Below are 23,430 nucleotides of genomic sequence, written 5' to 3'. Positions count from 1 at the left end.
CGGTCTCGTATCCTGACTCATCAACTGTTTCGCCTATTTGGTGTTTATCCGCGGGACATTCGTAGGACGACCTTTCCGGAGACTTTCAGCGTATCTTCAGCGACAACCAATGGTGAACCTTTAAAATCAATGGCCAATTGCTTTTCGGGTAATCGCTGAATATCGTTGACTGAATACAGGCCATCGAAATCGATGAGATAACTCCCGGAAACAGCTTGTTGTGCTTCCTGATCGACAATATAGGTATGACCTTCTTCGCGAACCGCAATCACATTGGTGATGGATAGTTCATCCAACAAGAACTGCTCCAGTGTTATTGTCCCATCCTGAACCAACTTGCCATTTTTCAGCCAAAAGAGATCAATCTCGATCAGTTTTTTGACCTCATTATTGTCTCCCTGATAGGCATGCGTTGCCGCATTTGGATAGGGCGTCCCTTCTCCCAATAACAGCCACTTTAAAGAAACACCTTTATGCAAATGAGACCGGATAGCCAGATCAAATGGGCAACTATTGCGCTGGTGCCAAGTTGTAATCGTTGAATAAGATATCTCTGCATTTTCTGCCAGAGCCCGTACGCTCTTGATGTCTAGGACTTCTCTGATTCTATCAGTCACTTGTTTACCTAACTGATAGTCAATTGTTGGTAATAAAACTTGTTTTTTATTCATATGCGATCAATAATGAACTCAATTGAGCATGTAAACAGAAGGGCAAGCCTGTTATCCATGCTGAACAAACAGTGCGAATCAGAATACCATCGATTGTAGGAGGGACGTAGTATCGGGTTAGATTTATTTCATATGCAAACATGTTCTGCGATCAGCGACAAACTTCTTGACTAAAAAAGTTTCTTCACTGAAAAAGTTTTTCATCTGAAATCATGTGACTTGCTTGATTGTTAGTCCTTGTTATTCAGTCAGATAATGAGATGATATCTTGATATTTTCTCACGTGTGGTCGCTTCTCGGTAGAAGCGTTCGTGCGGTGTTGTCTGATGTTTTTCAAGGAGGTCATCATGAAGGGGTATTATATCAGCTCGGATAAGAAGGAACTGAATTTCGATATTATTTATGATTTTTTATCAACAAGTTATTGGGCTGAAAATATTCCGGAGTCTGTACTTCGCAAAGCGATTGAAAATGCCTTTTGCTTTGGGGTGTATTTAGATTCAGGAGAGCAGGTTGGTTTTGCCAGAGTGATCACGGATCAAGCCACTTTTGCTTATCTGGCGGACGTGTTTATTTTGGAAGCGCATCGCGGAAAAGGGTTGAGTAAATGGTTGATGGCAACGATTCTTGAGGCCCCCGACTTGCAGGGGCTACGGCGTATATTACTCACAACGAAAGATGCGCACGGCCTTTATGCTCAACATGGTTTTGTACAAGTTGAACATCCCGAAAGGTTGATGCACATCTGGTACCCCGATATATACTCTAGGGGCTGTTGACCTTTCGTGATGTTTTTTGCAGCAATTTGTCGTGCATTTAGTCAAGGCAGGTCATGTGAAGTGTAGCGATCTACATGAACCATGACCTAACGCTGGATAAATGAGCGACAAATGCTGCCCAGAGGGTTCATCTGAACGTGTCTTGCTCTTTGTTGCGGGTCATTTGCTTAGGATAGCTAAGCGGCATGCCCCGCGCCGCGATCAATACCCGTTCAGATTGAACAAAATTCAACCACGAAAGGTCAACAGCCCCCAGAAACTAAACCGTTTCACCTGTCTTATCGAGGGTCTCGGCCTGAGATTGTCTACGGGACATGAATAAGACAATTTTTCCGGCGACTTTGATATCGGATTCGTTGACTGTCAAAGCAGAACCATCAAAGTTCAGAGCCAGTTGTTTACCCGGCAAACGTTGCAGCGCATTAATCGATAATAGGCCATCAACATTGAGCAGATAAGTGCCGCTGACTGCTCGGGTAGCTTCCTGATCAACCAGATAAGTCATATCCCCATCGCGGACTGCAATGACATTGGAAATCTCCAATTCATCTAAAAAGAACTGATCCAATGTCATCGTTCCGCGATGATTGAGTTGTCCATTTTTCAACGCAAACAAATCAATATGTACCAGACGTTTTGGTTCATCATTGACATGATATTCATGAGCGGCAGCATTCGGATAAGGATCACCTTCATCGAGCAGTAGCCACTTTAAAGAAATCCCCTTATGTAAATGTAGTCTTATTGCCAGCTCATAAGGGCAGACATTTCGTTTATGCCATGTCGCGAAAGTCGATGTCGGGACGTTGAGTTGCTCGGACAGAGCGCGCGTACTTTTGACGTTTAATATGTTGCATAGTTTTTCTGTGACCTGCTTCCCAGCAAGATAGTCAAAAGGCGGCAATGAAACTTGTTTTTTACTCATATGCGATCAATAATATCCTCAAATGAGCATGTTATGTAGAAAGGCAAGCCTGCATTACATGCTGAATAAACAATGACTTAACAGGATAACATGATGGCTTTTCTGCAAATAGCCTTAAATACACTTTTTATGAAGTCACTCCATAATCTACGCATTTGAATCAATAAAATGTTCAATTGCTGTTGCCTATGATGGAGAAATCCACAACCCGTTTTACGCGAAACCTATGCTGTACCGGATGATGACGAAATTCTTTTGTCGATTCCGGTCATTGCTTTGCCCTCATTTGAGGGCTTTTTTTCAGCTAGGTTTCAGCACTGAATGGCTGAATGATATTTTGTACTGGGAATGATGATGAGCAATGAATTCGATTTGGATACTGAAACGTCCGCATGCGTCACTGAAAAATCTCGAAAGTGTCCAATTTACTGGAAACACTCACCGATATATTGGCCGGCACTCTCTTCACAACAAGCTGCACGGGATATTCCACTGAAATATATCTCTGATAGGGTTGATATCACGATTTTATCTCCGAATGAATGGTGGGAATTTTTGTCACTACTGTATCACCGGAAGTATCAACGGTCGCCTGAACATCCCACGATACCACCTTATGATCCGTTGCAGTTATGTGCGGAATTGGACATCACGGCTTACGTAAAAACTTATAATCACAACACTTATTTGGTGTTACCGGGATATCGAAAACATCTCACGACTTTACTCTCTGGTGACTACTTTCGTCATCGGCATCCACAGATTTTGACATTAGGACTGGGTGCCCTAAGCATTGAAATTGACATCTCTTTGGCAACACATGTCATTTCATCGGTAGAAATATTAATTGGGGAATCGCTGCATATGTTGCAATACCTAATTAACGATGAGCAACTGTTAAGTCAGTTAGGACTTGGGCATGAATCACTCTTGGCCCAGTCGATCACCGCCGCCGGGGCGTCACTTTCTCTGGAAGAATCCTTTCCGGTCTCACTCTACGTTGGTTTAGGTTTGGTGCTGGTCAGTATCGCCTCACCAGTGTGGGAAACCGAACGTAAAACGATATTTTCACAGGCGATGGTTGATAAAATGTCAGAGCTTGTGATCAGTGAGGCCGAACTCCCGGAGTAGAGCATCCGTATTATTGGTCAATCTGCTTCTGCTCGAAAAATCAATCAGATATTGCGTTATTGTAACGATGCACCATACTTAGTTTATACTAATGTAATCCATGCTAAATTCTGGGCTAAGAAGTTATGAATGGTAATTCATAGGATTTATTCTGATGGAAGCTCTAAAGTGATACTGACCAGAAAATTTCCGAAGCTATTTTTGTTTTATAGCCTACTGGTAGGTACATTTTTATTTTTGTTATCAATGCTTTATCGGGTCGAGTTATATAAAGTCGATACGACCATGATTAACAATGCAAGTAACCAAATATTCAGTGCTAGAAAAGCGCTTGAAAATGCATTGAGATGGCGTGTGAGTGATATGAACTTTTTTAAAAGGACACTCTCTGCTGCGGAGTTCGATCAATCCGGGCATCTGAAAACTGAAAAAATCACATCACTATGGCGTACTTTTATTCAATCTCGTCGAGTCTATACAGAAGTAAAATGGGTTGATTTTTCTGGACAAGAACAAATTAAAATCAGTTACAAGGCAAGAGGAGTCTCAGTTACTCAGGAAAAGGAGCTGACCAATATTAGAAAAGTGTCTTACTTTAACGATATTATGGGATTCCCCAGAAAGAAAATATTTATCTCACCACTCAGTATCGATATGAAAGAAAGTATCAACGCAATTAATGATGTACCCGTGTTGGTACTCGGTGAGAAGATAGAAAATATGTCGAAAAATAAAAGCCTGAAAGGGGTGCTGATCATCAGTTATAAAGTCGATAATTTATTGAGTCGTATTTATAACATTAATGAAAACCTCTGGATTTCAAACAATATGGGACAATGGTTTAAAATTGCTTCAGATAATTCACTCGAAAAAAAATATAAGTTGAAATATCAAATTAAAATGCCAATTGACCATCTTCAAGTTTGGAAAAAGATTAGTGCAGAAACCTCAGGAACATTTATTGATGATCATGAAATCGGGGCCTTTGACACATTATTAAATGTGGAAAAAAGTGGTAAGCTCAGTGGTACGAGATTTTATGTCAGCGATGCAGAACGCAAGTCCCCCCACTATCCGTTGAAAATTATCTATTATGTTGAGAAAAAACATTTAGAGGTTTTAAAGAAATCCATCCATGATCATCATATTGTGATGATTGGCGGTTTTGTTATTTTCTTTATTTTATTTGGTTATTATATTTTCTCTATGTATTTTAAATCACAGAAAACGATTAATAAGCTATTGGTAGCAAATACAATCATCGATAATTATGTGATTCATGCTACCGTTGATTTAGACGATCATCTTGAATCTGTGTCTGAGGCTTTTTGTCAGGCCTCTGGGTGTACAGCCGAAGAGCTACAAGGCCAATCATATTATCGACTTTGTCACCCGGATGTCTCTAAACATCTCCCGGCCGATATAAAAGATAACATTCTGGCTGACCAATCCTGGAGTGGAGAGATCAAAAAGCTAAGTAAAACCGGTGAAGTATATTGGGTGCTGGCTTATATTGAACCGACTTACGATGCCAATAAACGTCTGATTGGGTATACCACTGTAGAGCAGAATATTACTGACCGTAAGCATCTTGAAGTGCTGTCTGTCACTGATCGGTTGACTGGAATGCATAACCGCCTGAAATTAGATGAAACTCTGGAAAGAGAAATATCTCGGGCAAACCGTCATAAGCATCCTTTATCGATGATTATGTTTGATATTGATGATTTTAAAGTCGTGAACGACACCTTCGGTCATCAAATCGGTGATGAAGTGTTATGCAAAATTGCCGAACTATTGAAACATCATGTAAGAAAGACCGATATTCCCGGCCGATGGGGAGGGGAAGAGTTTCTGGTGGTATGTCCTGAAACGGATCACCATGGCGTTCGTATTCTGGCAGAAAATATCCGTCAGTTATTTATGAATCATGATTTTGATGTGGTGGGACGTTGCACGTGTAGCTTCGGAGTTGTGACACAGCAGGACAATGAAAATGCCGAACAGATGATAGAGCGTGCTGATATGGCTTTGTATACCGCCAAAGGCAGAGGTAAAAATCGAGTTGAGTCAGGCGAGCGCCGGCTTATTCAAATGCGCCAACATAAATCATGACCAAAGCACACAGCCATTTATTACATGACAGGCTTATTTTACTGATGCAGCATTGTAATATATCAATTTTATTGTCATTTAAAAGTTACATATTTGTGATAGATAGCGTCAGAATGAACATGAAGGGGATAAAAAACACATTGTGATCGGTTGACCATTGTGGCTTTAAAATATAAAAATATCTCCATTTGAAAACGAAACCTCTAGGGGCTGTTCATCTGAACGTGTCTTGCTCTTTGTTACGGGTCATTTGCTTAGGATAGCTAAGCGGCATGCCCCGCGCCGCGATCAATACCCGTTCAGATTGAACAAAATTCAACCATGAAAGATCAACAGCCCCTAGAGTTTTGCTCCTTGGCTTATCTTGATATACGTGATTCACATCAATAATTCATTATGAAACTGGCGACACGATCAGTTCACAAAACCGTTGGCAGGTATAAATATGAAGAAAAATTATTCGGAATATTCCGAGCAGGCGGTCAGGAATTTTATGGCTGACCTGTTTGAAACGTTCGATGCGCAACTGAAGGATAGTCAAGATCCTCGTGTTGAGCTGGAATTCTTCGGCGGAACAATCGAAATCCGCTTGCTCTCTTTTGAAGGTGTCTATAAACCTCAGCTCGTTGCTCTGGCTGAACCGGAATCTTCCTGATCTTTTCAAGTGAGCAAAGAGACTTCAGGTGGTATGTCCTGAAGTCTTCCCTCTGAAACCTTGTAAACGTTATGTCTCTGTTGATGGATGTGGTGTAGATCCGATAATTTGTAATGCAGTATGTAGCGCTGCCTGAAATTCAGCGAAATAATAATCTTCACCAATCTGTTGTATGATACCGACTTTGCGTAATTTATACGTGACCCGAGCGTTGGCGCCGGAGATTATCACTTGGATATTTCGACGTCTAAAATCCTGAACCATTTCTTCCAGTGTCTGTAGGCCAGTCATGTCCATAAATGGCACCCATTTCAGACGTAATATCAGAATTTGCGGCTTGTCCGAAATACTGTGCATGACACGTTCAAAGGCATCTGCGGCGGCAAAGAAAAATGGTCCTTCCAACGCATAAACTGCCAGTTCAGGTGGCAATTGTGTGATGCCTTGATGTGCCAGTTCATCAGCCAGTTCAACATTGGTACTGGCTTTGACTTCAACACTTGTCGCCATACGTTTAACAAAGTGCAAAACAGCAAGAATGACCCCGATATTGACCGCCACAACCAGATCGGCAAAGACAGTCAGGAAGAAAGTAATCAGCAGAATCAGGACATCAGCTCTCGGAGCCCGTCTCAGGAGTTTGAGAAAATGTCGAGCTTCACTCATATTCCACGCGACCACGAACAAAATTGCACTTAAGGTAGCAAGTGGAATATTGACCGCCAGTGGCGCGAGCAGGAGTAGGATGATAATGAGGGTGGCGGTGTGGACAAGGCCAGCCAGCGGACTATTGCCACCGTTACGGATGTTGGTCGCCGTTCGGGCGATCGCTCCTGTTGCAGCAATGCCACCGAACAGGGGAGAAACCATATTTGCGATCCCCTGACCGATTAACTCCTGATTTGAATTGTGTCTTGTCCCGGTCATCCCGTCTGCAACCACAGCAGACAAAAGAGATTCGATTGCTCCTAGCATCGCAATTGCAAATGCAGGGCCGATCAACGGAATCAAATCAGCAAGACTCGCTTGTGGCAGCGTCACCGATGGTAACCCTTGAGGAATGCCACCAAACGCAGTTCCGATGGTACGGATACCGTCGAGATGCAGCGTGTTCTGTAACAGTGTTACGATCACCAGCGCCAGCAACGGACCGGGGACTTTGGTCAGTTTCGGGATCTTCGGTCCATAGATAACAATCACCAAAGATAGCAAAGCCAAGCCGGTCGTTTGCCAGTCTAACTGAGGGAAAGCGTGATAGATGGATAGCAGTTTCTGATGAAAATGTTCACCATGAATTTGCGGTAAACCGAAGAATTCCTGCCATTGTCCGACCCAGATAATGACCCCGATACCGCTGGTAAAACCAATAATGACCGGATCAGGAATAAACCGAATAATGCTGCCAAGTTTGGTAATACCCAACAGCAGCAGGAAAACACCTGCCATCATGGTTGCAATTTGTAAGCCAGTGATACCGTAATCATGAACAACACCGGACAATAACACGATAAAAGCACCCGTCGGCCCTGCGATTTGAATGCGCGACCCACCGAACAACGAAACGAGGATGCCGGCAATGATAGCCGTGTACAGACCTTGTTCCGGTTTCACACCTGATGCAATTGCAAACGCCATTGCCAAGGGTAAAGCAACCACGCCGACAATGACGCCAGCGCTAATATTTCGTAACCATTGAGAAGGATGAAAGAGCCCGGCTTTATAGGACTCATAACAGGCAATCATGACCATAACCATTAAAAGAGAAAGGAGACTAGATCTTACAAGGATGTTTTACACTGTAAAGAGCAACTAGTAATAATTTCATGATTTCGGTATAAAACCAGAGAGGACAGCAAAATAGTCAACATGAACGTAACATCATCAATAAGAATCGCTGCCGTTTATTGTTCAGTCTGAGGAATGAAGTGATGAAAATATCAGTATTTAGCTCGAAAGCTTATGATCAGGCGTATTTTACCCAAGCCAATCAAGCATATGGATTCGAGCTTGAGTTTTATGAAGTCCGGTTAGATCAAAAGACCGCCAGACTCGCGCATAACAGCCCGGTTGTCTGTGCATTTGTGAATGATGATCTGTCTGAGCCGGTGCTACAGACCTTAGCTGCAAATGGCACCCGATTATTGGCAATGCGCTGTGCGGGTTATAACAATGTCGATCTGGAAGCCGCCAAAAAGCACAACATCACGGTGGTTCGGGTTCCGGCATATTCACCTGAAGCCGTGGCTGAACATACCGTCGGTTTAATGATGACCCTGAACCGACGGATTCATAAAGCCTATCAGCGCACCCGAGATGCCAATTTTTCACTCGATGGGTTAGTCGGGTTCAACATGTATGGTAAAACAGCCGGCATTATCGGAACCGGAAAAATCGGTGTCGCGACTTTGCGAATTCTGAAAGGATTCGGCATGCGGTTATTGGTGCATGATCCCTATCAAAACCCTGCCGCACTTGAGCTCGGGGCAGAATACGTCGATTTAGACACACTATTACAAGCGTCGGATGTGATTAGTTTGCACTGTCCGCTATTCAAAGAAAATCACCATATGCTCGATGCTCAGGCCTTTGCCAAAATGAAAAAGGGCGTGATGATCATCAATACCAGTCGCGGCGCATTACTCAATGCACTTGATGCGATTGAAGCACTCAAACAAGGGGTTATTGGCTCTCTGGGGCTGGATGTTTACGAAGAAGAACAAGAACTGTTCTTTGAGGATAAATCCAATGTTGTGATTACCGATGATGTGTTCCGCCGTTTATCGGCTTGCCATAATGTCCTGTTTACCGGCCATCAGGCATTTCTGACTAAAGAAGCCTTATTATCGATCGCCGGTACGACATTCGACAATGTGAACAGCTTCCAGCAGAATATTCGCAGCGGTAATGAGGTTGAATTCGTTGTTGCAAAATAAAAATCATTTTGCATTTTGAAAATTGCATATGAGTTTTAGTGTATTGAGAAGAGGTTTATATTTATACAAGCTATTTAAAATCAAATGGTTAAATTGACATTAAAAGTTGGCACGTATACTGCAATAATGACAGTGACCCTTATTAAGCCGAGGGTCACCTAGCCAACTGACGTTGTTAGTGAACCTATTTTGTTCATATTGATAGCCAATCACAATTTTGTGGTTGGCTTTTTTTGTTGATAAAAATCGATAGTGAGGTGGTTCTTTTCATTTTTTAGGCGTGAGTCATGCTACAAAGAGAACATCTGGTTATCGAACAAGGTTATTCGGTTGCAGCTGCAAAGTGGTTTTGTGATCATCTTACTTTATCCGTCGGGGGATTCGATGCTATGATCACTTGTCCACATGGGATTTGGTCAATTGGCTGAACCTGACTGAAATCGATTGGAAATGGGGATTTTGATATGTATAAACGTACAGATGCGCCAAATCATCGTTTTCAGGCCTTGTCTGATGGGGGTTGCAGTGAGTGCTGTGGAAATACCTTGGCCGAAACAGGCCGTTAAGACAAAATGGCTTGTCTCATGTTTAATTTGTTTGAGTGGAAATACCTTGGCCGAAACAGGCCGTTAAGACCTTAGTTTTTCCCCAACCTGATGAGTAATAACTGTGGAAATACCTTGGCCGAAACAGGCCGTTAAGACTTTTGAGTACATCCTCAAGACGGTTGTACTCAGTGGAAATACCTTGGCCGAAACAGGCCGTTAAGACTTTACCTGGATATACCCGGCTTCAAAATCCACGTGGAAATACCTTGGCCGAAACAGGCCGTTAAGACGATGTATCTGTTGCAGAAACAAGGATGTAACAAGTGGAAATACCTTGGCCGAAACAGGCCGTTAAGACGTATTGGGTATAGATTGAGGTAAGAACTGGTTGGTGGAAATACCTTGGCCGAAACAGGCCGTTAAGACGTATTGGGTATAGATTGAGGTAAGAACTGGTTGGTGGAAATACCTTGGCCGAAACAGGCCGAAAGGCTGCCATATTGCATGGCAGCCTTTCGTATTTCTGAAAGAATAAAAGCGGGCTTACCCGCGGTTAGCAGATAATAATGGCGTTCGGCCAGTCGGCGATCCGGCCTTCTCCGATGACGTGAGATTGTTCCCGACAGTTGGCGCACAGACGATAAAAGCGCAGTTTGTCCGATTCTTCCAGCAGTGGACGGAGCTGTCCGATGAGCTGATGGAGTTGATAGGGTGTTTTGACGGCGATTTCAAATACCGATTCCTGAACCCGATCACCGTAGCCCAGCAAAATTTTGCCAACATTGCGGCGGATCCGGTCATCACTGATATCAAAACAGACCGCGTAAATAATTATCGGCTGTGCCATGCCTGAAATGTCTCCCCGGTACGAATGGTTGTGATCAGACTGTGAATCTGTTTGTGTAACTGTTCAAACAGCGAATCAGCCTGTGATGATATGGTTTTTGTCTGATAAGTCAGTTCATGTAACAGTGCTGACAGATAGCGCTGGCGTCCTGCCGTTTTTAATTTCACGCCTTCTGGCTGAATCTCGAAATCGTTTTCCGTCAGGATTTTTTTGTTCACCAGCGTCAGTGCCGTGCGCTCTACCAGATAGCGAAATGGCTCCATCATATCCGAAGCCAGTGCCGCGTGACGCCCGCCGGGCTGGTGATAAATTCCGGACCAGGAGAGCAGGTGGCTGGCTCTGAGCAGACTGTCGGTATAGCCATAAATCAGTGTGTATCCTAGCGATAATAAAGCATTGAACGGATCTTGCGGCGGAAGACGGTTTCGCCCGGAAAAACCAGCCCAGTCAGGTAAAATCTCTTGTAGAGCCCCAAAATAAAGCCGGGTTGCCGAGCCTTCATAACCGCGTAATTGCATCAAATTTGCCGCTGTTTCTGCCTGTTGCTGATAGCGTTTTAATTCATGCTGTTCCGGACGATGACGGCGGCGGAGGACTTCACGGCAACTGCGTATTCGGGCAATGACCAGCGCACGGCTGATCCAAAGCCGCCGTTCATCATCCAGTTGTTGCTGTTGTTGTGGAAGCTGTTGATTGGCGGATGTCAGTTCGGGAGATGCTGTGACACCAATATAACGGCCCATTCCGGTCGCGTGGTGGATGGCAATGCTGTTTTCACATGCCTGATGAATTGCCTGGCTGGTTAACTGATGATGGCCGAACAGAATGATGTGGCTGACCGCAGTCCACGGTGTGTCGGTCAGAATTCTGTCGCCTCGCTGAACAATAATATGGTTGCGATAGGTGCGGATAATACACGGATCTCCCGAAATATAGATCCCTGTTCCCCGGCTGTCTCTGTGGCCTGTGGTGGTCAGCTCCGGTGTCAACAGAGAATTTGAACTGTCGCTCGGCATTTGGTTGTCCGGTATCACCTCCGGTTCAGTATCGTCTGTTACAGTATCATGCTCATCGGCATCATCAGAATAGAGAGCATTGTCGTCTTCAATCAGGTCGCAGTTATTGTCAATCTCTTGTTCATCAACTGATGTGTTATGACAGCTTTCGACGGGAATTAGTGTTGAGTCTTCCAAAGCGTGTCCGGTCTCTGTGACTGGTTGTGATAATACTGCCTGATTTGATTTCTGCCGTTCGTAATAGGTTGCCAGCCATGAATGCGGCGGTACGGACAGATCTTTTGCGGTCGCTTTTCTGGGGTTGTCCCAGACCATGTCATTCACAAACAGATAGCCAAGAAACTGGATACTCCGGTCGATCTCTGTAATGCGGGTTTTATGCGGATTCAGTGATAATCCGTGTTCTTTTAAAGAGCGTTCTGCCTGTTGACGGGCCTCTTTTGCTCTGGCCTCACTTTTACACATAATGATGAAATCATCGGCAAACCGAACCAGTTTGAAACCTTGTAATTTCAGGTCATTATCAAAGTCATCCAACATCAGATTTGCCAGCAGCGGGCTGAGTGGGCTGCCCTGAGGAATGCCATTCTTTCTGATGATTTTTTCTCCCTGATAGATGACCGGCGCGGACATCCATGCCAGCAGATAGTCGGTTAAACAGTCATCATTGAGTAAACACCGAAGTCGCAGTGCCAGTTTTTCACGGTCTAATGTGTCAAAAAAATCTTCGATATCAGATTCGAACACCCAGCGGTAACCTGCCTGTACCAGACTGACGATATGATCCCTTGCCTGTTGGCGGGAATGAGCTGGTCGGTAACCATAGCTGCCATCGTAGAAAAAGCGTTCGGTACTGTGTTGAATGACCTGTAGGACAATACGTTGCAGCACACGATCGGCCAGAGGCGGGGAAGCCAGTGCACGCGGGGCTTTACCCTCCTGTTGTAATATGCTGCCCTGTAAATCGGGGACGACGTAAGTACGCTGGAGCAATGCCGTAACCATTTTGCGTAGCTGTGGTTTATCCGGAAGCGGTTCATGTACGGTGCCGGTACTTTTACTCAGAGCATTGTCGATATAGTGCTCCCGGTGGAGCATATGACTCCAGCGAAGTGCCGGTTGTAGCGGGTGGCGTAAGATTGGCGTTCCGTCAGGCGTCAGCAGACTGAAACGGCCCAGACCGAACACCCGGCTCTGGCCCATGCCCAGCCAGTGGAGGAGAATAATGTACCGCCACCAGGTGATATCAAGTGTTCCTTCAAACTGCAGTTCGCCGTAGGCTCCGCCAATCGGTTTAAGTTGACCGTTCTCATTCTGGTATGTGTTATCCATCCAGAAACTGTGGCAGTTGACCAGACGGAGATCCGGTATGTCGCCCAGAGTCGGGCGTTCACCATGGTGATGTTTGTTGGTCAGATCAGCCAGTGATGAAAAAACCCGTTCCAGTAGCAGGGAGGTCGAAAAATCATGATTGTCCCGGCAAAATCTGTGATCACCTGAGAGTTTTTGGTGTTTTTTCTGAGGCTTCCTTAAACGTACAAAGCTATCCCAGCGCCAGACAAAGCGTTCGATGGGTTGTAGTGACTCTGCGATAGTGTTTAAACGAGCTTCATCAAAACTGCTCAGTTGCTCCGGGAGAGTTACAGGCATGAGTGAAAAGCAATCATTGATGGCGATGAGTTGCATATTCCGTCCGAACGGTCCATCAGATATATGAGTAAAGCTGTCGGGTAGTCGTTGTAGCTGGCTGAACAGATGCTCAAGCAGTGAGTCCGGAGGTGAAAGCAGAATAATTCTCAGATGATAATCATCCCCTTTACTGAATATGGTTTTACCGCTTTCTGCCAGCCCGATACAAAAATATTTTGAGTAGTCATCTCCCAAATCGAGGAGATATCTCAACCAGGCAGAAATGACTGGATAGTGAAATGGCGGGCATTCGAATGAGGATAAGCAGCGTAGACGAATATCAATTCCTTTGAGCGGCAGTAAATGTTTAAAATCAATTTCTCTGATCATTCCTGAAAATATCCTGATGAAAGGTTGACAGTTCTTCCTATAGGTGATTAGTTTTTACCTTCTGGTATGAAATAAATATATTATCATATAGGTGCATCGATGGCGGTTTATCTTGTGAATTCTCCGGTGTTAACAGCATTCGGAAGCTATCAGTATTCCGGGCCACTAACTGTTGACGAAGTGAGACAAACACTATCGGGTGGTTTTATTTCTGCCATTGGACACCGTAGTACTGCCGAATTTCTTTCTGGGCTGATCGGGATCAGTATTGCGTATCAGCGTATTGAAATCGACATGGCAGTCGGTGATGAAGCGATCGTCTTTGAGTTACTCCGGCGATTGCCGAGTTCAACTGAATCATTCGTTGAATTTACGGAAGGAACATTTCAGTTTGGGCGTTTAGTCAGGGAGGGCTAATCGATTGAATAAGATGAAATTTTTCCGGTCGCAGAATATCCGGCTGGTCGGTTATGTCCTGAGCGCCATGATTGCGGCGATCAGCACCGGCTGGCTATCGACTGAACTGAAAGTCTGGTTGTTGGGACCGCAGACAGGCAACTCTTTTCAGTGGATGACTTTTATCATTGGTGGTTTGCTATTTTTCCTGCTGGCGGCACTGAGTATGATGACTCTTTGGCAAACACGGATTGCGCTGGGAAGACAGCCCAACGCACGTCATGCATTCAATCAGTTGCCCTCGTATCGCTCTCGGATATTGTTGCTGGTAACGTTGCTATTATTTGCCGTGGTACTGGATATCGGTAAGGATATCATCAATGCACAGTTTAAGAACTGGTCTGATTTTCACACAGTGACATTCGCCTGGTGGGTCGGCATTGTGATGTTGTTGGTACTTTGCCTGTTTGTCTATTCTCTGTTTGGCGGGCGAGAGCGATATGCATCCTGGGATTATCTGAAAATCTCCCCGGATTTCTATCTGGCTCTGTTGTTTGCTGTCAGCGGGATTGTGATTCATATCTGTCTGCACCCGATCTCTGTGGGTCATTATTTTTGGTTTGCTCTGATTGGCGGATACCTGTTTTTACAGCAGGTTCGTCAACATTCGGTGCCGACTAACGAAGCGCCGGAAAGTGATGCTTCGTCGCATCATCATCTGATTTTATTTGTCTCTACGTGCTCTGAACACCGGATTGAAAAATGTTTTCGAAATGATGCATTCGAGGCCGCGAAGAGTATGCTTGGTGATAAATTGCTCGAAAAGTATAAAAAAGGTGACAATGCGGTTAAGTTTATGCTCGGAGCAACGGCAATTCTCCGGTGGTTTAGTGCCAATCTTCAGCGGATTCAAGAAAGCAAGCAACAAGGTGGTTTTGATCATCAGCGTGCTTGTGAATTGTTACTCAATCCGCTGAAAGAGGAAACACGCTATAAGCCTTTGTTTTCAGGGGATAGGAAAGAACTGGAGCATATGCAAGAGGAGAAGTCTCTGCAAATTAATGACTACGATTTGGTACAGGTGATCAGTCAATATGTTGCGCTTTTTTTAGAGCAAGACCTCTCTTTAGAACAAGCGCTTCCTCAGTCGTTGAAGTTCAGTGAATTAATCGGTATTTATGATGTTGCTCAGGATTACTTCGGCTGTGACAGGCCAAGAACAGAGTGGCGGATGCTTTTTGTCGCGTTAGAACATCATATGCAACTGAATGATATAAAGGACAGGCAACAGCATTTAGATATGTCTCAATCTCCGGTTACACTCCTCGTGTCTAATCATCGAGATGAATCCTCTCATCACAAAGTTCACCTTGAAGGCAGTAATCGGCAGATGGGGAATCTGATCAACCTGATTACGTTGTTTCTGGTGTATAACCGGATCGAAAAGGCCCGGATACAGTTTTACCGGAAGGATGAGCACCAGCCGTTGGTGCAAGTGACGGATGAATTTGTGTGTGCTCAAAATGAGCATCCTAGAGAAATCAGTGACGGGTATGGCAATACGACCAAGGTTGCGGTGTTGAGTGATAAGGTGCGTAAATATCTCTCTGTGCATCCTTGTTTTGCCCCCTGCGATCAGGCAGTGCTTCAACCTGATTTTAACATTGACGAATACGGGACAGATTTTTACCAGTTTGAGCAATGTATGGCTGATGTCCGCCAGACTGTGGCGAGTGAACCCGTTGCCCCGTGGGATACGGTGATTGATTTTACGTCAGGGAACAAAGTTGCCAGCGTGGTCGCCAGTGTAATGACGACCACGACGGATATTAAGGCACAGTATATTGATGGACAATATCAGGCGATACAGTTTGATTTACGCTATTACGATTTAGCCAAAGTGGGGGGATAAGGATGGCAACGACGGAAGAAAAACGTGAATTACAAAACAAGCTGAAAGATCGGTTGGCAGATAAATATAATGAGAATACCTCCGGACAGATGATGACCTGTTATATACGATTTCATTCTCCGGCATTAACGCCAGCACCGCAACAAGTCTATCCGAAGCTCTGGGAACAAATAAATATCAAAATAACAAAGCACTCTCGTATATGTAAGCAGTATAACAACGAAAAATCAGCGGAGTTGACGTCACTAAAAAATCAAATAGAAAACATACAGCGTGAAATTGAGCTATTGATAAAAGAAGTCACCAAGGAACCGCCGATTCTCCCGCCAGCGAGTAGCTTGAAAGGGTTACTGAGATACTGGTGGCGGGCTATGCAATGGTCCAATGTGCGGGCATTATATGCTGATGCGCCCTCGGAGCAGTCTAAGGCTCTTAAGGAACTACATCAACAAGAACGTCAGATTTGGGGGGGAACAGGAGATAAAGAGGAAAAAGGCGCCGGAGCCTCTAAGGTGCGGATTCAGATTTTTCCTGCCGACCCGAATCAGCAAGCTCAGGGGCATTTACAGTTGGCAAAAGACTATCGTGATGATAAGAAAGGAAAAGTTCCAGCGGCAAAATGGAAAAGTGAATATACAAAGTTATGTAGTCGATATGTGGACCCTGTGCAATATCTGATGGGGCAAGCTTTCAAACGACAGTTCAACGCTATACCTACTCGTGAAAATATAACCAAAAAGTATGATATTGGTGGTATCAAACCAATGATTCCGACAGATAAAAGGTTTCGTGTACAGCTTTTTCTTGATTCGGATTTGACACCGGAACAGCGTGAACAAGTGTTATATGCGCTGCTTTGTGTGGCGGAGTTTGGTGGTTTGGGCGCTCGTTCCCGCAAAGGCTTTGGCTCGTTTTCAATTGAAGGCCTCAAGCAACAGATGGTGTCGTCAGCATCGGTTGACACATTACGGGAACGACTCAAAGAACTGATTGAAGATGCTGTTATTGATTCCAATGCTGCGACTGAGCATCCGGACTTACCGCCGATTCCGGCATTTTCTCCGGCCACGAAATGGATTCAGTTGGAATTCTCGGGTATAGAACCCAATCAAATGCTGGCGATCATTGGCCAGTCATATCACTATGCCCGTTTGACCATCGGAGAACATGATCATGATTGGATAAAGAAAGAAGAGATCCCGGCTCGGTTACAGGTTGGTTTTCCCTTAAATGTCGCTAAAACGAACCTTTCCTTATCTTATTCAGATAGGGAAATTGTGATCAACCGCCGAGGGTCGATGGTTTATCTTTCATTCACTGTGACTCAGAATAAGACCATTGTGCTGAATGTATTGCTATTAACATCCGATTTCTTGCCTTCAAAGGAAACTGAGACATCTGCTTTTCTCTCGACTAGAGAGGGAGAGGTAAAGTTTCATCCTTCAGCAGTTACTGATCTGTTATATCGTTCTGAGGATCCTGAGAATCCTGAGAATCCTGAGAATCCTGAGAATCCTGAGAATCCTGAGGATCCTGAGGATCCTGAGAATCCTGAGAATCCCCAAAGCTTTTTTAATGTATTAGTTGCCAATCTGCTCACCTATTTGCCCGATAACGGCAAAGAATCTGAAGAGCCGAAAGTATCCCGAAAATTTTCAATTGATCGCGGAGGCCGCCCGTCGCATGAAGCAAAATAGTCCTCAGTGCCGATATATCCACTTTTCTATCACACCGGTGCAGCAGTTCATCACCAGTGGGCGCAGAACCCGTGATTTCTGGGCAGGTTCATTTTTGCTCTCTTTATTGTGTGCGGTCGGGCAGCGTTCGATAACTCACGCATACCGCGGCCAATCGTCAGATGAACTCGTTTTTCAATCGATCTTGCCAGAAGAAAACCAGAGCCTTGTCGATGCTTTTGTCGATAAAGATAGTGGCCCGCAATATGCGCGTTTGCCGAACCGTTTCTCTGCCCGAGTGCCGATAATGTTTGACCGCAAAGATGCGGCACTTGTGATCCATGATATCTATACATTCTGGAACCAGCTCTGGCAATTTGTGTTTGATGCTGATGTAAAAACGCGATTAGAAAAGGCGGATTTCAGTGAGGCACAAATCAAGCAATGTTATGCTGTGTGGCAACGTCAGCTGACTCACTATTGGGATATACAATGGGTCATCACGGATTCGCTGTCATCGGGTGTAGATGCTATGGCCAGCCGTAAGTTGTTCCGTGCGCATGTTGCATCCGATGAACCTGAGCCGGGGGTGAAATGTAATTACTTTGCCGGACTGCAAGAAATGTCTGGGATGACAGTCCCGAGAAAAGGTATTTCATTACGGATGACGGTCGTTCAGGATTTCTGGACACAACTCAGAACACAGAAGATGACGGATAAAACGATTCGACTGGAACATGATGTTGATGACGAAGAGATGCTGAGTGCAGTCGCGTATTTCAAACGGCGTTTCGCTTTTTATTTTGAATATTTTTCTGCTTCGATCGGGGATATTTCCCGGTCAGCAGCTAAAGAAGAGAGTATTGGGTGGCAACACCGGATCACCAACTGGTTATTTTCTTCAAAAAATGCGGTTAAGCAGTTAGAGTCTCCGCCGCTTTGTCTACGGGGCTGGTCACTGGATGCCCGGGTACCATCGGTAACTTATCTGTCTGCGGTCGATTGGCTATTACGCATTGGCCAGTACATTCAGCAAGCGCAAGATCCAGAATTAGTGGCTTGCCTGAAAGATTTTGTCCGGGTCGGCAGTGATAAACATAGTGGTCAAAGTCGTTATTTGAAGCATTTCCAACAGCAATTCTCAGACTGTTTGGGTGATTCAGAAGACGAGTCATATGCAATTTGCCAGTTAGACGGAAACAGTTGCTACGATTTCCTGTTACAGGCAGAAATGAATGGGCTTCGGGGTAAACAGCAAAAGCAAAGGCTGAAAGAAAAAATTGCGGCATTAAACGCGCTCAAAGATAAATTGCCAAATACGCTGCGCTCACCGGATAGTTATTATGCGGTGATTGCCCTCGATGGTGATAGGTTTGGCCAATTGATTCAACAACATATGAATGATTCATCTCATGTCGCCGCTATCAGTCAGGCATTGCATGATTATACCGGTAAAGCCGAAAAAACTGTTGCTCAGCATCATGGCTTTTTAGTGTATGCCGGTGGTGAAGATTTGGTTGCCTTGCTACCCGGTGCCTACGCGCTCAACTGTGTACAGCAGCTACATGATGATTTTACTGAATCCGTTCATAAACGTTTTGAGTACAAACCAACGATCTCAGCCGCGGTGCAGTTTAACCATGTGAATGTGCCACTAATGCGCGTGTTACGTGATGTTCAACAATTGTTGTCCGGAGTTGCCAAGCGTCAGTATGGCAGAAACGCGGTTGCGATCCGTATCGTGAATCAAGATGGTATGCAGCAGCAGTGGGGGACGCAATGGCCGGACTTTTTCGATCAGAGTCAGAGTCGTTTATATCGGGTTATTGACGGTCTTCGTCGCAGTGATGAAACAACCAGCAATCGTTTTCTGTATCAGCTACGCCAGATAGCCCAGCGAATGAACATGCTGGATCCGAAACGGCATGAGGTCGATCACCAGACAAAAGCAGATAACTATTATTATGTAGAGGATCATCAACCGCAAATGTTGAAATCACTTATTGTTTCTCAGTACCTCCGGACTCAGAACAACTCAGAACAACTCAGAACCACCGACCTTGCTTGGTTAGATGATTTATATCGGCTCTGCGAAGAACAAACGAAAATCGACGGTGCTCATTTCGCGACCAAGTATTTCAATCCTGATATTGCGTTTATTGCCAAGTTTCTCTCTGACAAGGTGAATTGCCGGATCGATCATGGCACGCATGAACAAACACGGGAGAATGGGGATGAAGGACATGAAGGACATGAATGACATCAGCCTATCTATCCACATGCATGACTCATGGTATTTTCGTGATGGTCGAAATCATAATGGCAGTACACAGGTTGCGGCGTCGAGTCAATTGTTTCCATCGCAGCGAACAATACTTGGGGCGTTGATGGCATTGCTCAAAGAAGAAATAAAGACCGATGATCCTCACTATCATCGATTATTTAAAGCACCGTGGGGTAATGCAGCGCCGCTCCGGATTTCCCCGCTGCGGCTCCAATATAAGAAAGACACTTATGTCCCTGCGCCCCGTTTGATCGTTGAGTGTTTATCTGAACAAGCACGACAAAAACACTATGAATGCCTCCAACCTACGGGAACATCTTATACGGCGGACTTTGGTCGGTTGCATGAGCTCAAGCTGTCGTCGAACGATGAGTATGTGCATCGCCCTCTGTGGATGAAAGATTCGGTGATTTTATCCAATGAAATGCCTGAAAATTCTATTCTGGATTTGACGAATCTTCTGACACATGAAACCCGGCTGGGGATTGCTTTGAACGCCAAAAACAAGCAGGCTGAAACAGGTCAGCTTTATCTCACAGAGCATATACGACCCCAGGAAGACGAATTCGCTTTTTCGGTCTCTCTGTTTTTTGCACCGGAACTTCAGGAATGTAAGGAAAAACTGTGTCAACGTTTGAATTCAGGTGCATGGGTTCGTTTTGGGGCTGAAGGTCGTCTTGCTTATATCACGCAGGACAAGTCTTATTGTCCGCCTTCTTTTTCTGTACCGCCTTCCCGATTGTTTGTTGCCAGTCTCTTAAGCCCATTATCGACAAATGTTGTCACATCTGAATCAGCTTCAGGACCACACCAATGGCTAGCGGAACAGGTCAAAGCGTGCTTTCCTGATGGCGAGTTACTCAATTTACTGGCGGATAAGCCACGACCGATTGGGGGTTGGCAGAATTATCGGGATACGGCAGGTGCCGTTGATTCTCTCCATTACTTCGATGCGGGCAGTTGTGCACTGATTCGTTTTGCTCAACCACAACAATTTGATGATGTGACGGAACAGCTAGAATTGTGCCAGAACAAGCAGCAAGCACGCTGCAGCAATACCCAATTGAACTACGGCTCGATTCCCGGGCACTATTTTCTCGGTGCGCATGCCAACCAGCAACATTATGGATATGGTCACTATATGCTGCTTCCACTAGAGGATAAAAAATAATGAAAACAACGTCTAATCTGCTATTTATGCAGGCTGAAACACAGATTCACGCAGGTGCGGGTAATGGCAATGGCTTAATTGACTTGCCGATTATGCGCGAAGCACACAACAACTGGCCGGTTATTTTTGGTTCTGCCGTGAAGGGCGCATATCGTGTGAAAGCAACAAATGACAACGAGTTGAACAAGCATGCGAAGGGTTGGTTTGGTCAAAGCAGTGAGGATGCCGAAGGTGGCGTTGGTGACTTGCTGTTTGGCGATGCCCGTTTATTGTGGCTACCGGTACGTAGCCTCAATAGCCATACGCTTTGGGTGACTTGTCCTGCGGTTTTACAGCGTTATGTCCGGGATGTTCTCCGGATAGGCGGTAAAATTAATAATTTTGGTCACAGTGAGGATTTTGCTAACCCCAGGAATAAGGCTTATCGCTGCTCTTCCCAAACACCCTCCCAGCAAGAAGACTTATTGATTGAAGACTTCTGTTTGTCAGTTGAGACTCGCAAAACGGATGAGAAGAATGAAGTTCAGGACTGGTTCGATACATTCTTGAAATGGTTGGAAACGACAGGTGTTTCTTTTTCTGGTTATGGCGATGAGCACGCGGGCAAGTTATTTCAACGTGAAATCAAACAAAAGTTGATTCTGGTTGATGATAATCTGTTCCGCCATCTATGTACCACAGCCACACCGGTAACGCCTCATGTGAAGTTAGTGCCCAAGACGAAGGCTAACGATAGTCTCTGGTATGTTGAGACATTACCTCCTGAGACCATGTTTTATAGTACGGTGATTTGTCGTTCGTCGGACACAAACGAGCAATTAAAAAGACTATGTGAAAACTATGTTCAGGTGGGGGGCCATGAGACGACAGGGATGGGGTGGATGAATACCTGTTTATTGTCATCGGAGCAGCTCAATGGAGAGAAGAAATAATGAATGAATTTTTACTTTCCACGCAACGTGCCAATAGTTGTTATCAATATATTGAGGACAATCGCGAAAAGATAGATGTCAAAAGTTGTGAATCAACTGTTGCAGCGATGCCGGCTTTTTTACGCAATAACGGCTTATTACACTTTGTGATTTATCTGATCCAAAATCAAGAAAACCCCGCCTATGAAATCTGTCTGATGGTGATGAAAGAACAACTCGTACAGCGAGGCTTGTGCCCGTTACAAGAATCGGAAGGTAATGACAAATTACTGAAGTATCTTTTAGAGGGTGATATTTCAATCACGACACGAATGGCGATTGAAGCTGAAATCACTGAATTATTGGTATGGCTGAAAGCATTACTAAGAGCAAAGGTCGCGGTACTCAAATTGAAGGAGTCCGGTGAGTCGCCTTCGTCAGACACGCAGCAATCAGGAGGTAAGCATGGCCAATGACGATATCGTGCCAACATTGAACTGGGGGCTGCTTTATAACAAATTCTTTATGACTTTTAATCCCTATAAAGCTGGTAAAGAAAATGGGAAGGATAAGGATAAAGCGTATTTCTTTAACCTGATGTTACAAGGGAAAATGCCGAACCATAAACATGTCAAACAACCGAGAGTTTTAACGGTCGGGCCACCAAAAGAGTTATTCAATGCAGTACAAAATGCGGTTAATAGTAATCAAGACGATGGATTAAACATCGTCTGTCAACGATATCAGGCAAGGCAAAAATCGCTCGTGACGTCGTTATTGAAACAAACTGGTTTACAGCATATCGAGATGAAGGATGTCATCAGAACGATGACTTGTAGCTGGCGTTTCGTCAATGGATTATCGATCCCTCACTTGCTCGGCGTGAACTTGCTTTGGCACCCGACGCTGGGCATTCCTTATTTACCGGGGTCTGCACTGAAAGGGATTCTGAAGTCATTTCTGACAGATATTTATGCAGATGAAGATACCGCATCCGCGAATGATCCTGCTTTTACAGAGATGATGCAGCGTGTTTTTGGTCGCGAGGTTGTCTCTGATCGTGAGGTCGCTGAAGCAGTCCAGGAGCAGCAGGCGGGTGACTATATCTTTTTTGATGCGTTGCCAACGAAGAAAATGAAATTCGTGGTTGATATCATGACCCCACATTTTAGAGACTGGTACACACAAGGGAATCAATCCCCGGGGCAGCTCAATAATACGCCCAATGATTGGCATGATCCTGTCCCAATCAGTTTTTTAGCGTTGGAAGATTTTGATCTGCAATTAACAGTTGTACCACGGCCTGGTGCACAGATAGTTGATAGTGATGAGCTGAAATTTATTATGGATATGCTGTGTCATGCTCTTTCACATCAGGGAGCCGGTGCAAAGACAGCGCTAGGATATGGTTATTTTCAGTCTCGAACCGATAAAAATTAGC

Annotated in this window: 18 protein-coding genes and 1 CRISPR repeat array; of the genes, 13 read left to right on the top strand and 5 right to left on the bottom strand. The window is 44.7% G+C overall.

Annotated elements, in window-relative coordinates:
- Window positions 1-44: 44 nt before the first annotated feature.
- On the bottom strand, window positions 45-671 hold the full coding sequence (locus tag MKS89_RS19545) for a helix-turn-helix domain-containing protein (RefSeq protein ID WP_072955488.1): 627 nt from the start codon (window positions 669-671) through the stop codon (window positions 45-47).
- Window positions 672-1,018: 347 nt separating this feature from the next.
- On the opposite strand from MKS89_RS19545, the gene MKS89_RS19540 reads away from it, so the two are divergent.
- Window positions 1,019-1,450 (top strand): GNAT family N-acetyltransferase, encoded by a 432-nt coding sequence (locus tag MKS89_RS19540; protein ID WP_072955491.1) that lies wholly within the window; start codon window positions 1,019-1,021, stop codon window positions 1,448-1,450.
- A gap of 259 nt (window positions 1,451-1,709) precedes the next feature.
- On the opposite strand, the gene MKS89_RS19535 is transcribed toward MKS89_RS19540, so the two are convergent.
- The gene (locus tag MKS89_RS19535; RefSeq protein WP_072955494.1) at window positions 1,710-2,375 is read right to left on the bottom strand and encodes a phage repressor protein CI; all 666 of its coding nucleotides are present in this window, start codon (window positions 2,373-2,375) and stop codon (window positions 1,710-1,712) included.
- Between the two features lie 354 nt (window positions 2,376-2,729).
- On the opposite strand from MKS89_RS19535, the gene MKS89_RS19530 reads away from it, so the two are divergent.
- The 3 genes from MKS89_RS19530 to MKS89_RS19520 all read left to right on the top strand — a co-directional run bounded on the left by MKS89_RS19530 (window position 2,730) and on the right by MKS89_RS19520 (window position 6,276).
- Entirely contained in the window at window positions 2,730-3,506 is a 777-nt protein-coding gene (locus MKS89_RS19530) for a hypothetical protein (RefSeq protein WP_131814864.1), read from the top strand.
- A gap of 129 nt (window positions 3,507-3,635) precedes the next feature.
- A complete protein-coding gene (locus MKS89_RS19525) occupies window positions 3,636-5,621 on the top strand; it encodes a sensor domain-containing diguanylate cyclase (RefSeq protein WP_077316392.1) in 1,986 nt (661 codons plus the stop codon).
- A 445-nt stretch (window positions 5,622-6,066) separates the two neighbouring features.
- Window positions 6,067-6,276, top strand: coding sequence for a hypothetical protein (locus MKS89_RS19520; RefSeq protein WP_072955503.1), 210 nt, complete (start codon window positions 6,067-6,069; stop codon window positions 6,274-6,276).
- 69 nt (window positions 6,277-6,345) lie between these two features.
- Here the strand turns inward: MKS89_RS19520 and MKS89_RS19515 are convergent, their stop codons facing one another.
- Window positions 6,346-8,019 (bottom strand): SulP family inorganic anion transporter, encoded by a 1,674-nt coding sequence (locus MKS89_RS19515; RefSeq protein WP_072955747.1) that lies wholly within the window; start codon window positions 8,017-8,019, stop codon window positions 6,346-6,348.
- A gap of 182 nt (window positions 8,020-8,201) precedes the next feature.
- Here MKS89_RS19515 and MKS89_RS19510 point away from each other — a divergent pair, with 182 nt between their 5' ends.
- A complete protein-coding gene (locus MKS89_RS19510; RefSeq protein ID WP_278247319.1) occupies window positions 8,202-9,209 on the top strand; it encodes a 2-hydroxyacid dehydrogenase in 1,008 nt (335 codons plus the stop codon).
- 534 nt (window positions 9,210-9,743) lie between these two features.
- Window positions 9,744-10,251: direct repeats of the CRISPR family, unit length 35 nt; unit sequence GTGGAAATACCTTGGCCGAAACAGGCCGTTAAGAC.
- A gap of 59 nt (window positions 10,252-10,310) precedes the next feature.
- On the opposite strand, the gene cas2 is transcribed toward MKS89_RS19510, so the two are convergent.
- The gene (gene cas2, locus MKS89_RS19505) at window positions 10,311-10,604 is read right to left on the bottom strand and encodes a CRISPR-associated endonuclease Cas2 (RefSeq protein WP_205409149.1); all 294 of its coding nucleotides are present in this window, start codon (window positions 10,602-10,604) and stop codon (window positions 10,311-10,313) included.
- Window positions 10,589-13,639 carry a CRISPR-associated endonuclease Cas1 gene (gene cas1 / locus MKS89_RS19500; RefSeq protein WP_072955508.1) on the bottom strand — a complete coding sequence of 1,017 codons (3,051 nt, stop codon included), beginning with the start codon at window positions 13,637-13,639 and terminating at the stop codon, window positions 10,589-10,591. Before cas1 ends, cas2 begins: the two co-directional genes overlap by 16 nt.
- Before the next feature lie 99 nt (window positions 13,640-13,738).
- Between cas1 and MKS89_RS19495 the strand changes: the two genes are divergently transcribed.
- Genes MKS89_RS19495 through cmr6 form a run of 8 tightly spaced genes read left to right on the top strand, consistent with a single transcriptional unit; the run spans window position 13,739 to window position 23,429 of the window.
- Entirely contained in the window at window positions 13,739-14,056 is a 318-nt protein-coding gene (locus MKS89_RS19495) for an STIV orfB116 family protein (RefSeq protein WP_072955511.1), read from the top strand.
- Window positions 14,057-14,060: 4 nt separating this feature from the next.
- Window positions 14,061-15,947: a hypothetical protein gene (locus MKS89_RS19490; protein WP_131814865.1), complete on the top strand. Its 1,887-nt coding sequence runs from the start codon at window positions 14,061-14,063 to the stop codon at window positions 15,945-15,947.
- A gap of 2 nt (window positions 15,948-15,949) precedes the next feature.
- Entirely contained in the window at window positions 15,950-17,644 is a 1,695-nt protein-coding gene (locus MKS89_RS19485; RefSeq protein ID WP_072955515.1) for an RAMP superfamily CRISPR-associated protein, read from the top strand.
- Window positions 17,631-19,883, top strand: a complete 2,253-nt coding sequence (cas10, locus tag MKS89_RS19480; protein WP_072955518.1) for a type III-B CRISPR-associated protein Cas10/Cmr2 — start codon at window positions 17,631-17,633, stop codon at window positions 19,881-19,883. Before MKS89_RS19485 ends, cas10 begins: the two co-directional genes overlap by 14 nt.
- The gene (locus MKS89_RS19475; RefSeq protein ID WP_159439592.1) at window positions 19,858-21,078 is read left to right on the top strand and encodes a type III-B CRISPR module-associated Cmr3 family protein; all 1,221 of its coding nucleotides are present in this window, start codon (window positions 19,858-19,860) and stop codon (window positions 21,076-21,078) included. Before cas10 ends, MKS89_RS19475 begins: the two co-directional genes overlap by 26 nt.
- On the top strand, window positions 21,078-22,010 hold the full coding sequence (gene cmr4 / locus MKS89_RS19470) for a type III-B CRISPR module RAMP protein Cmr4 (protein WP_072955524.1): 933 nt from the start codon (window positions 21,078-21,080) through the stop codon (window positions 22,008-22,010). The genes MKS89_RS19475 and cmr4 overlap by 1 nt, the downstream gene beginning before the upstream one ends.
- A complete protein-coding gene (locus MKS89_RS19465; protein WP_072955526.1) occupies window positions 22,010-22,465 on the top strand; it encodes a type III-B CRISPR module-associated protein Cmr5 in 456 nt (151 codons plus the stop codon). Before cmr4 ends, MKS89_RS19465 begins: the two co-directional genes overlap by 1 nt.
- A complete protein-coding gene (gene cmr6, locus MKS89_RS19460) occupies window positions 22,455-23,429 on the top strand; it encodes a type III-B CRISPR module RAMP protein Cmr6 (RefSeq protein ID WP_072955529.1) in 975 nt (324 codons plus the stop codon). Before MKS89_RS19465 ends, cmr6 begins: the two co-directional genes overlap by 11 nt.
- The last annotated feature ends 1 nt before the right edge of the window (window position 23,430 follow it).

The sequence above is a fragment of the Vibrio gazogenes genome (assembly GCF_023920225.1).
Classification (GTDB): domain Bacteria; phylum Pseudomonadota; class Gammaproteobacteria; order Enterobacterales; family Vibrionaceae; genus Vibrio; species Vibrio gazogenes.
The sequence above is the reverse complement of the archived record's forward strand: the minus strand, read 5'-3'. Positions and strand labels throughout refer to the sequence as shown.

What these genes read in the sequence shown, in the direction of transcription:
- MKS89_RS19545 (WP_072955488.1), bottom strand. Translation starts at nt 671, where the DNA reads ATGAATAAAAAACAAGTTTTATTACCAACAATTGACTATCAGTTAGGT.
- MKS89_RS19540 (WP_072955491.1), top strand. Translation starts at nt 1,019, where the DNA reads ATGAAGGGGTATTATATCAGCTCGGATAAGAAGGAACTGAATTTCGAT.
- MKS89_RS19535 (WP_072955494.1), bottom strand. Translation starts at nt 2,375, where the DNA reads ATGAGTAAAAAACAAGTTTCATTGCCGCCTTTTGACTATCTTGCTGGG.
- MKS89_RS19530 (WP_131814864.1), top strand. Translation starts at nt 2,730, where the DNA reads ATGAGCAATGAATTCGATTTGGATACTGAAACGTCCGCATGCGTCACT.
- MKS89_RS19525 (WP_077316392.1), top strand. Translation starts at nt 3,636, where the DNA reads ATGGTAATTCATAGGATTTATTCTGATGGAAGCTCTAAAGTGATACTG.
- MKS89_RS19520 (WP_072955503.1), top strand. Translation starts at nt 6,067, where the DNA reads ATGAAGAAAAATTATTCGGAATATTCCGAGCAGGCGGTCAGGAATTTT.
- MKS89_RS19515 (WP_072955747.1), bottom strand. Translation starts at nt 8,019, where the DNA reads ATGATTGCCTGTTATGAGTCCTATAAAGCCGGGCTCTTTCATCCTTCT.
- cas2 (WP_205409149.1), bottom strand. Translation starts at nt 10,604, where the DNA reads ATGGCACAGCCGATAATTATTTACGCGGTCTGTTTTGATATCAGTGAT.
- cas1 (WP_072955508.1), bottom strand. Translation starts at nt 13,639, where the DNA reads ATGATCAGAGAAATTGATTTTAAACATTTACTGCCGCTCAAAGGAATT.
- MKS89_RS19495 (WP_072955511.1), top strand. Translation starts at nt 13,739, where the DNA reads ATGGCGGTTTATCTTGTGAATTCTCCGGTGTTAACAGCATTCGGAAGC.
- MKS89_RS19485 (WP_072955515.1), top strand. Translation starts at nt 15,950, where the DNA reads ATGGCAACGACGGAAGAAAAACGTGAATTACAAAACAAGCTGAAAGAT.
- cas10 (WP_072955518.1), top strand. Translation starts at nt 17,631, where the DNA reads ATGAAGCAAAATAGTCCTCAGTGCCGATATATCCACTTTTCTATCACA.
- MKS89_RS19475 (WP_159439592.1), top strand. Translation starts at nt 19,858, where the DNA reads ATGAAGGACATGAAGGACATGAATGACATCAGCCTATCTATCCACATG.
- cmr4 (WP_072955524.1), top strand. Translation starts at nt 21,078, where the DNA reads ATGAAAACAACGTCTAATCTGCTATTTATGCAGGCTGAAACACAGATT.
- MKS89_RS19465 (WP_072955526.1), top strand. Translation starts at nt 22,010, where the DNA reads ATGAATGAATTTTTACTTTCCACGCAACGTGCCAATAGTTGTTATCAA.
- cmr6 (WP_072955529.1), top strand. Translation starts at nt 22,455, where the DNA reads ATGGCCAATGACGATATCGTGCCAACATTGAACTGGGGGCTGCTTTAT.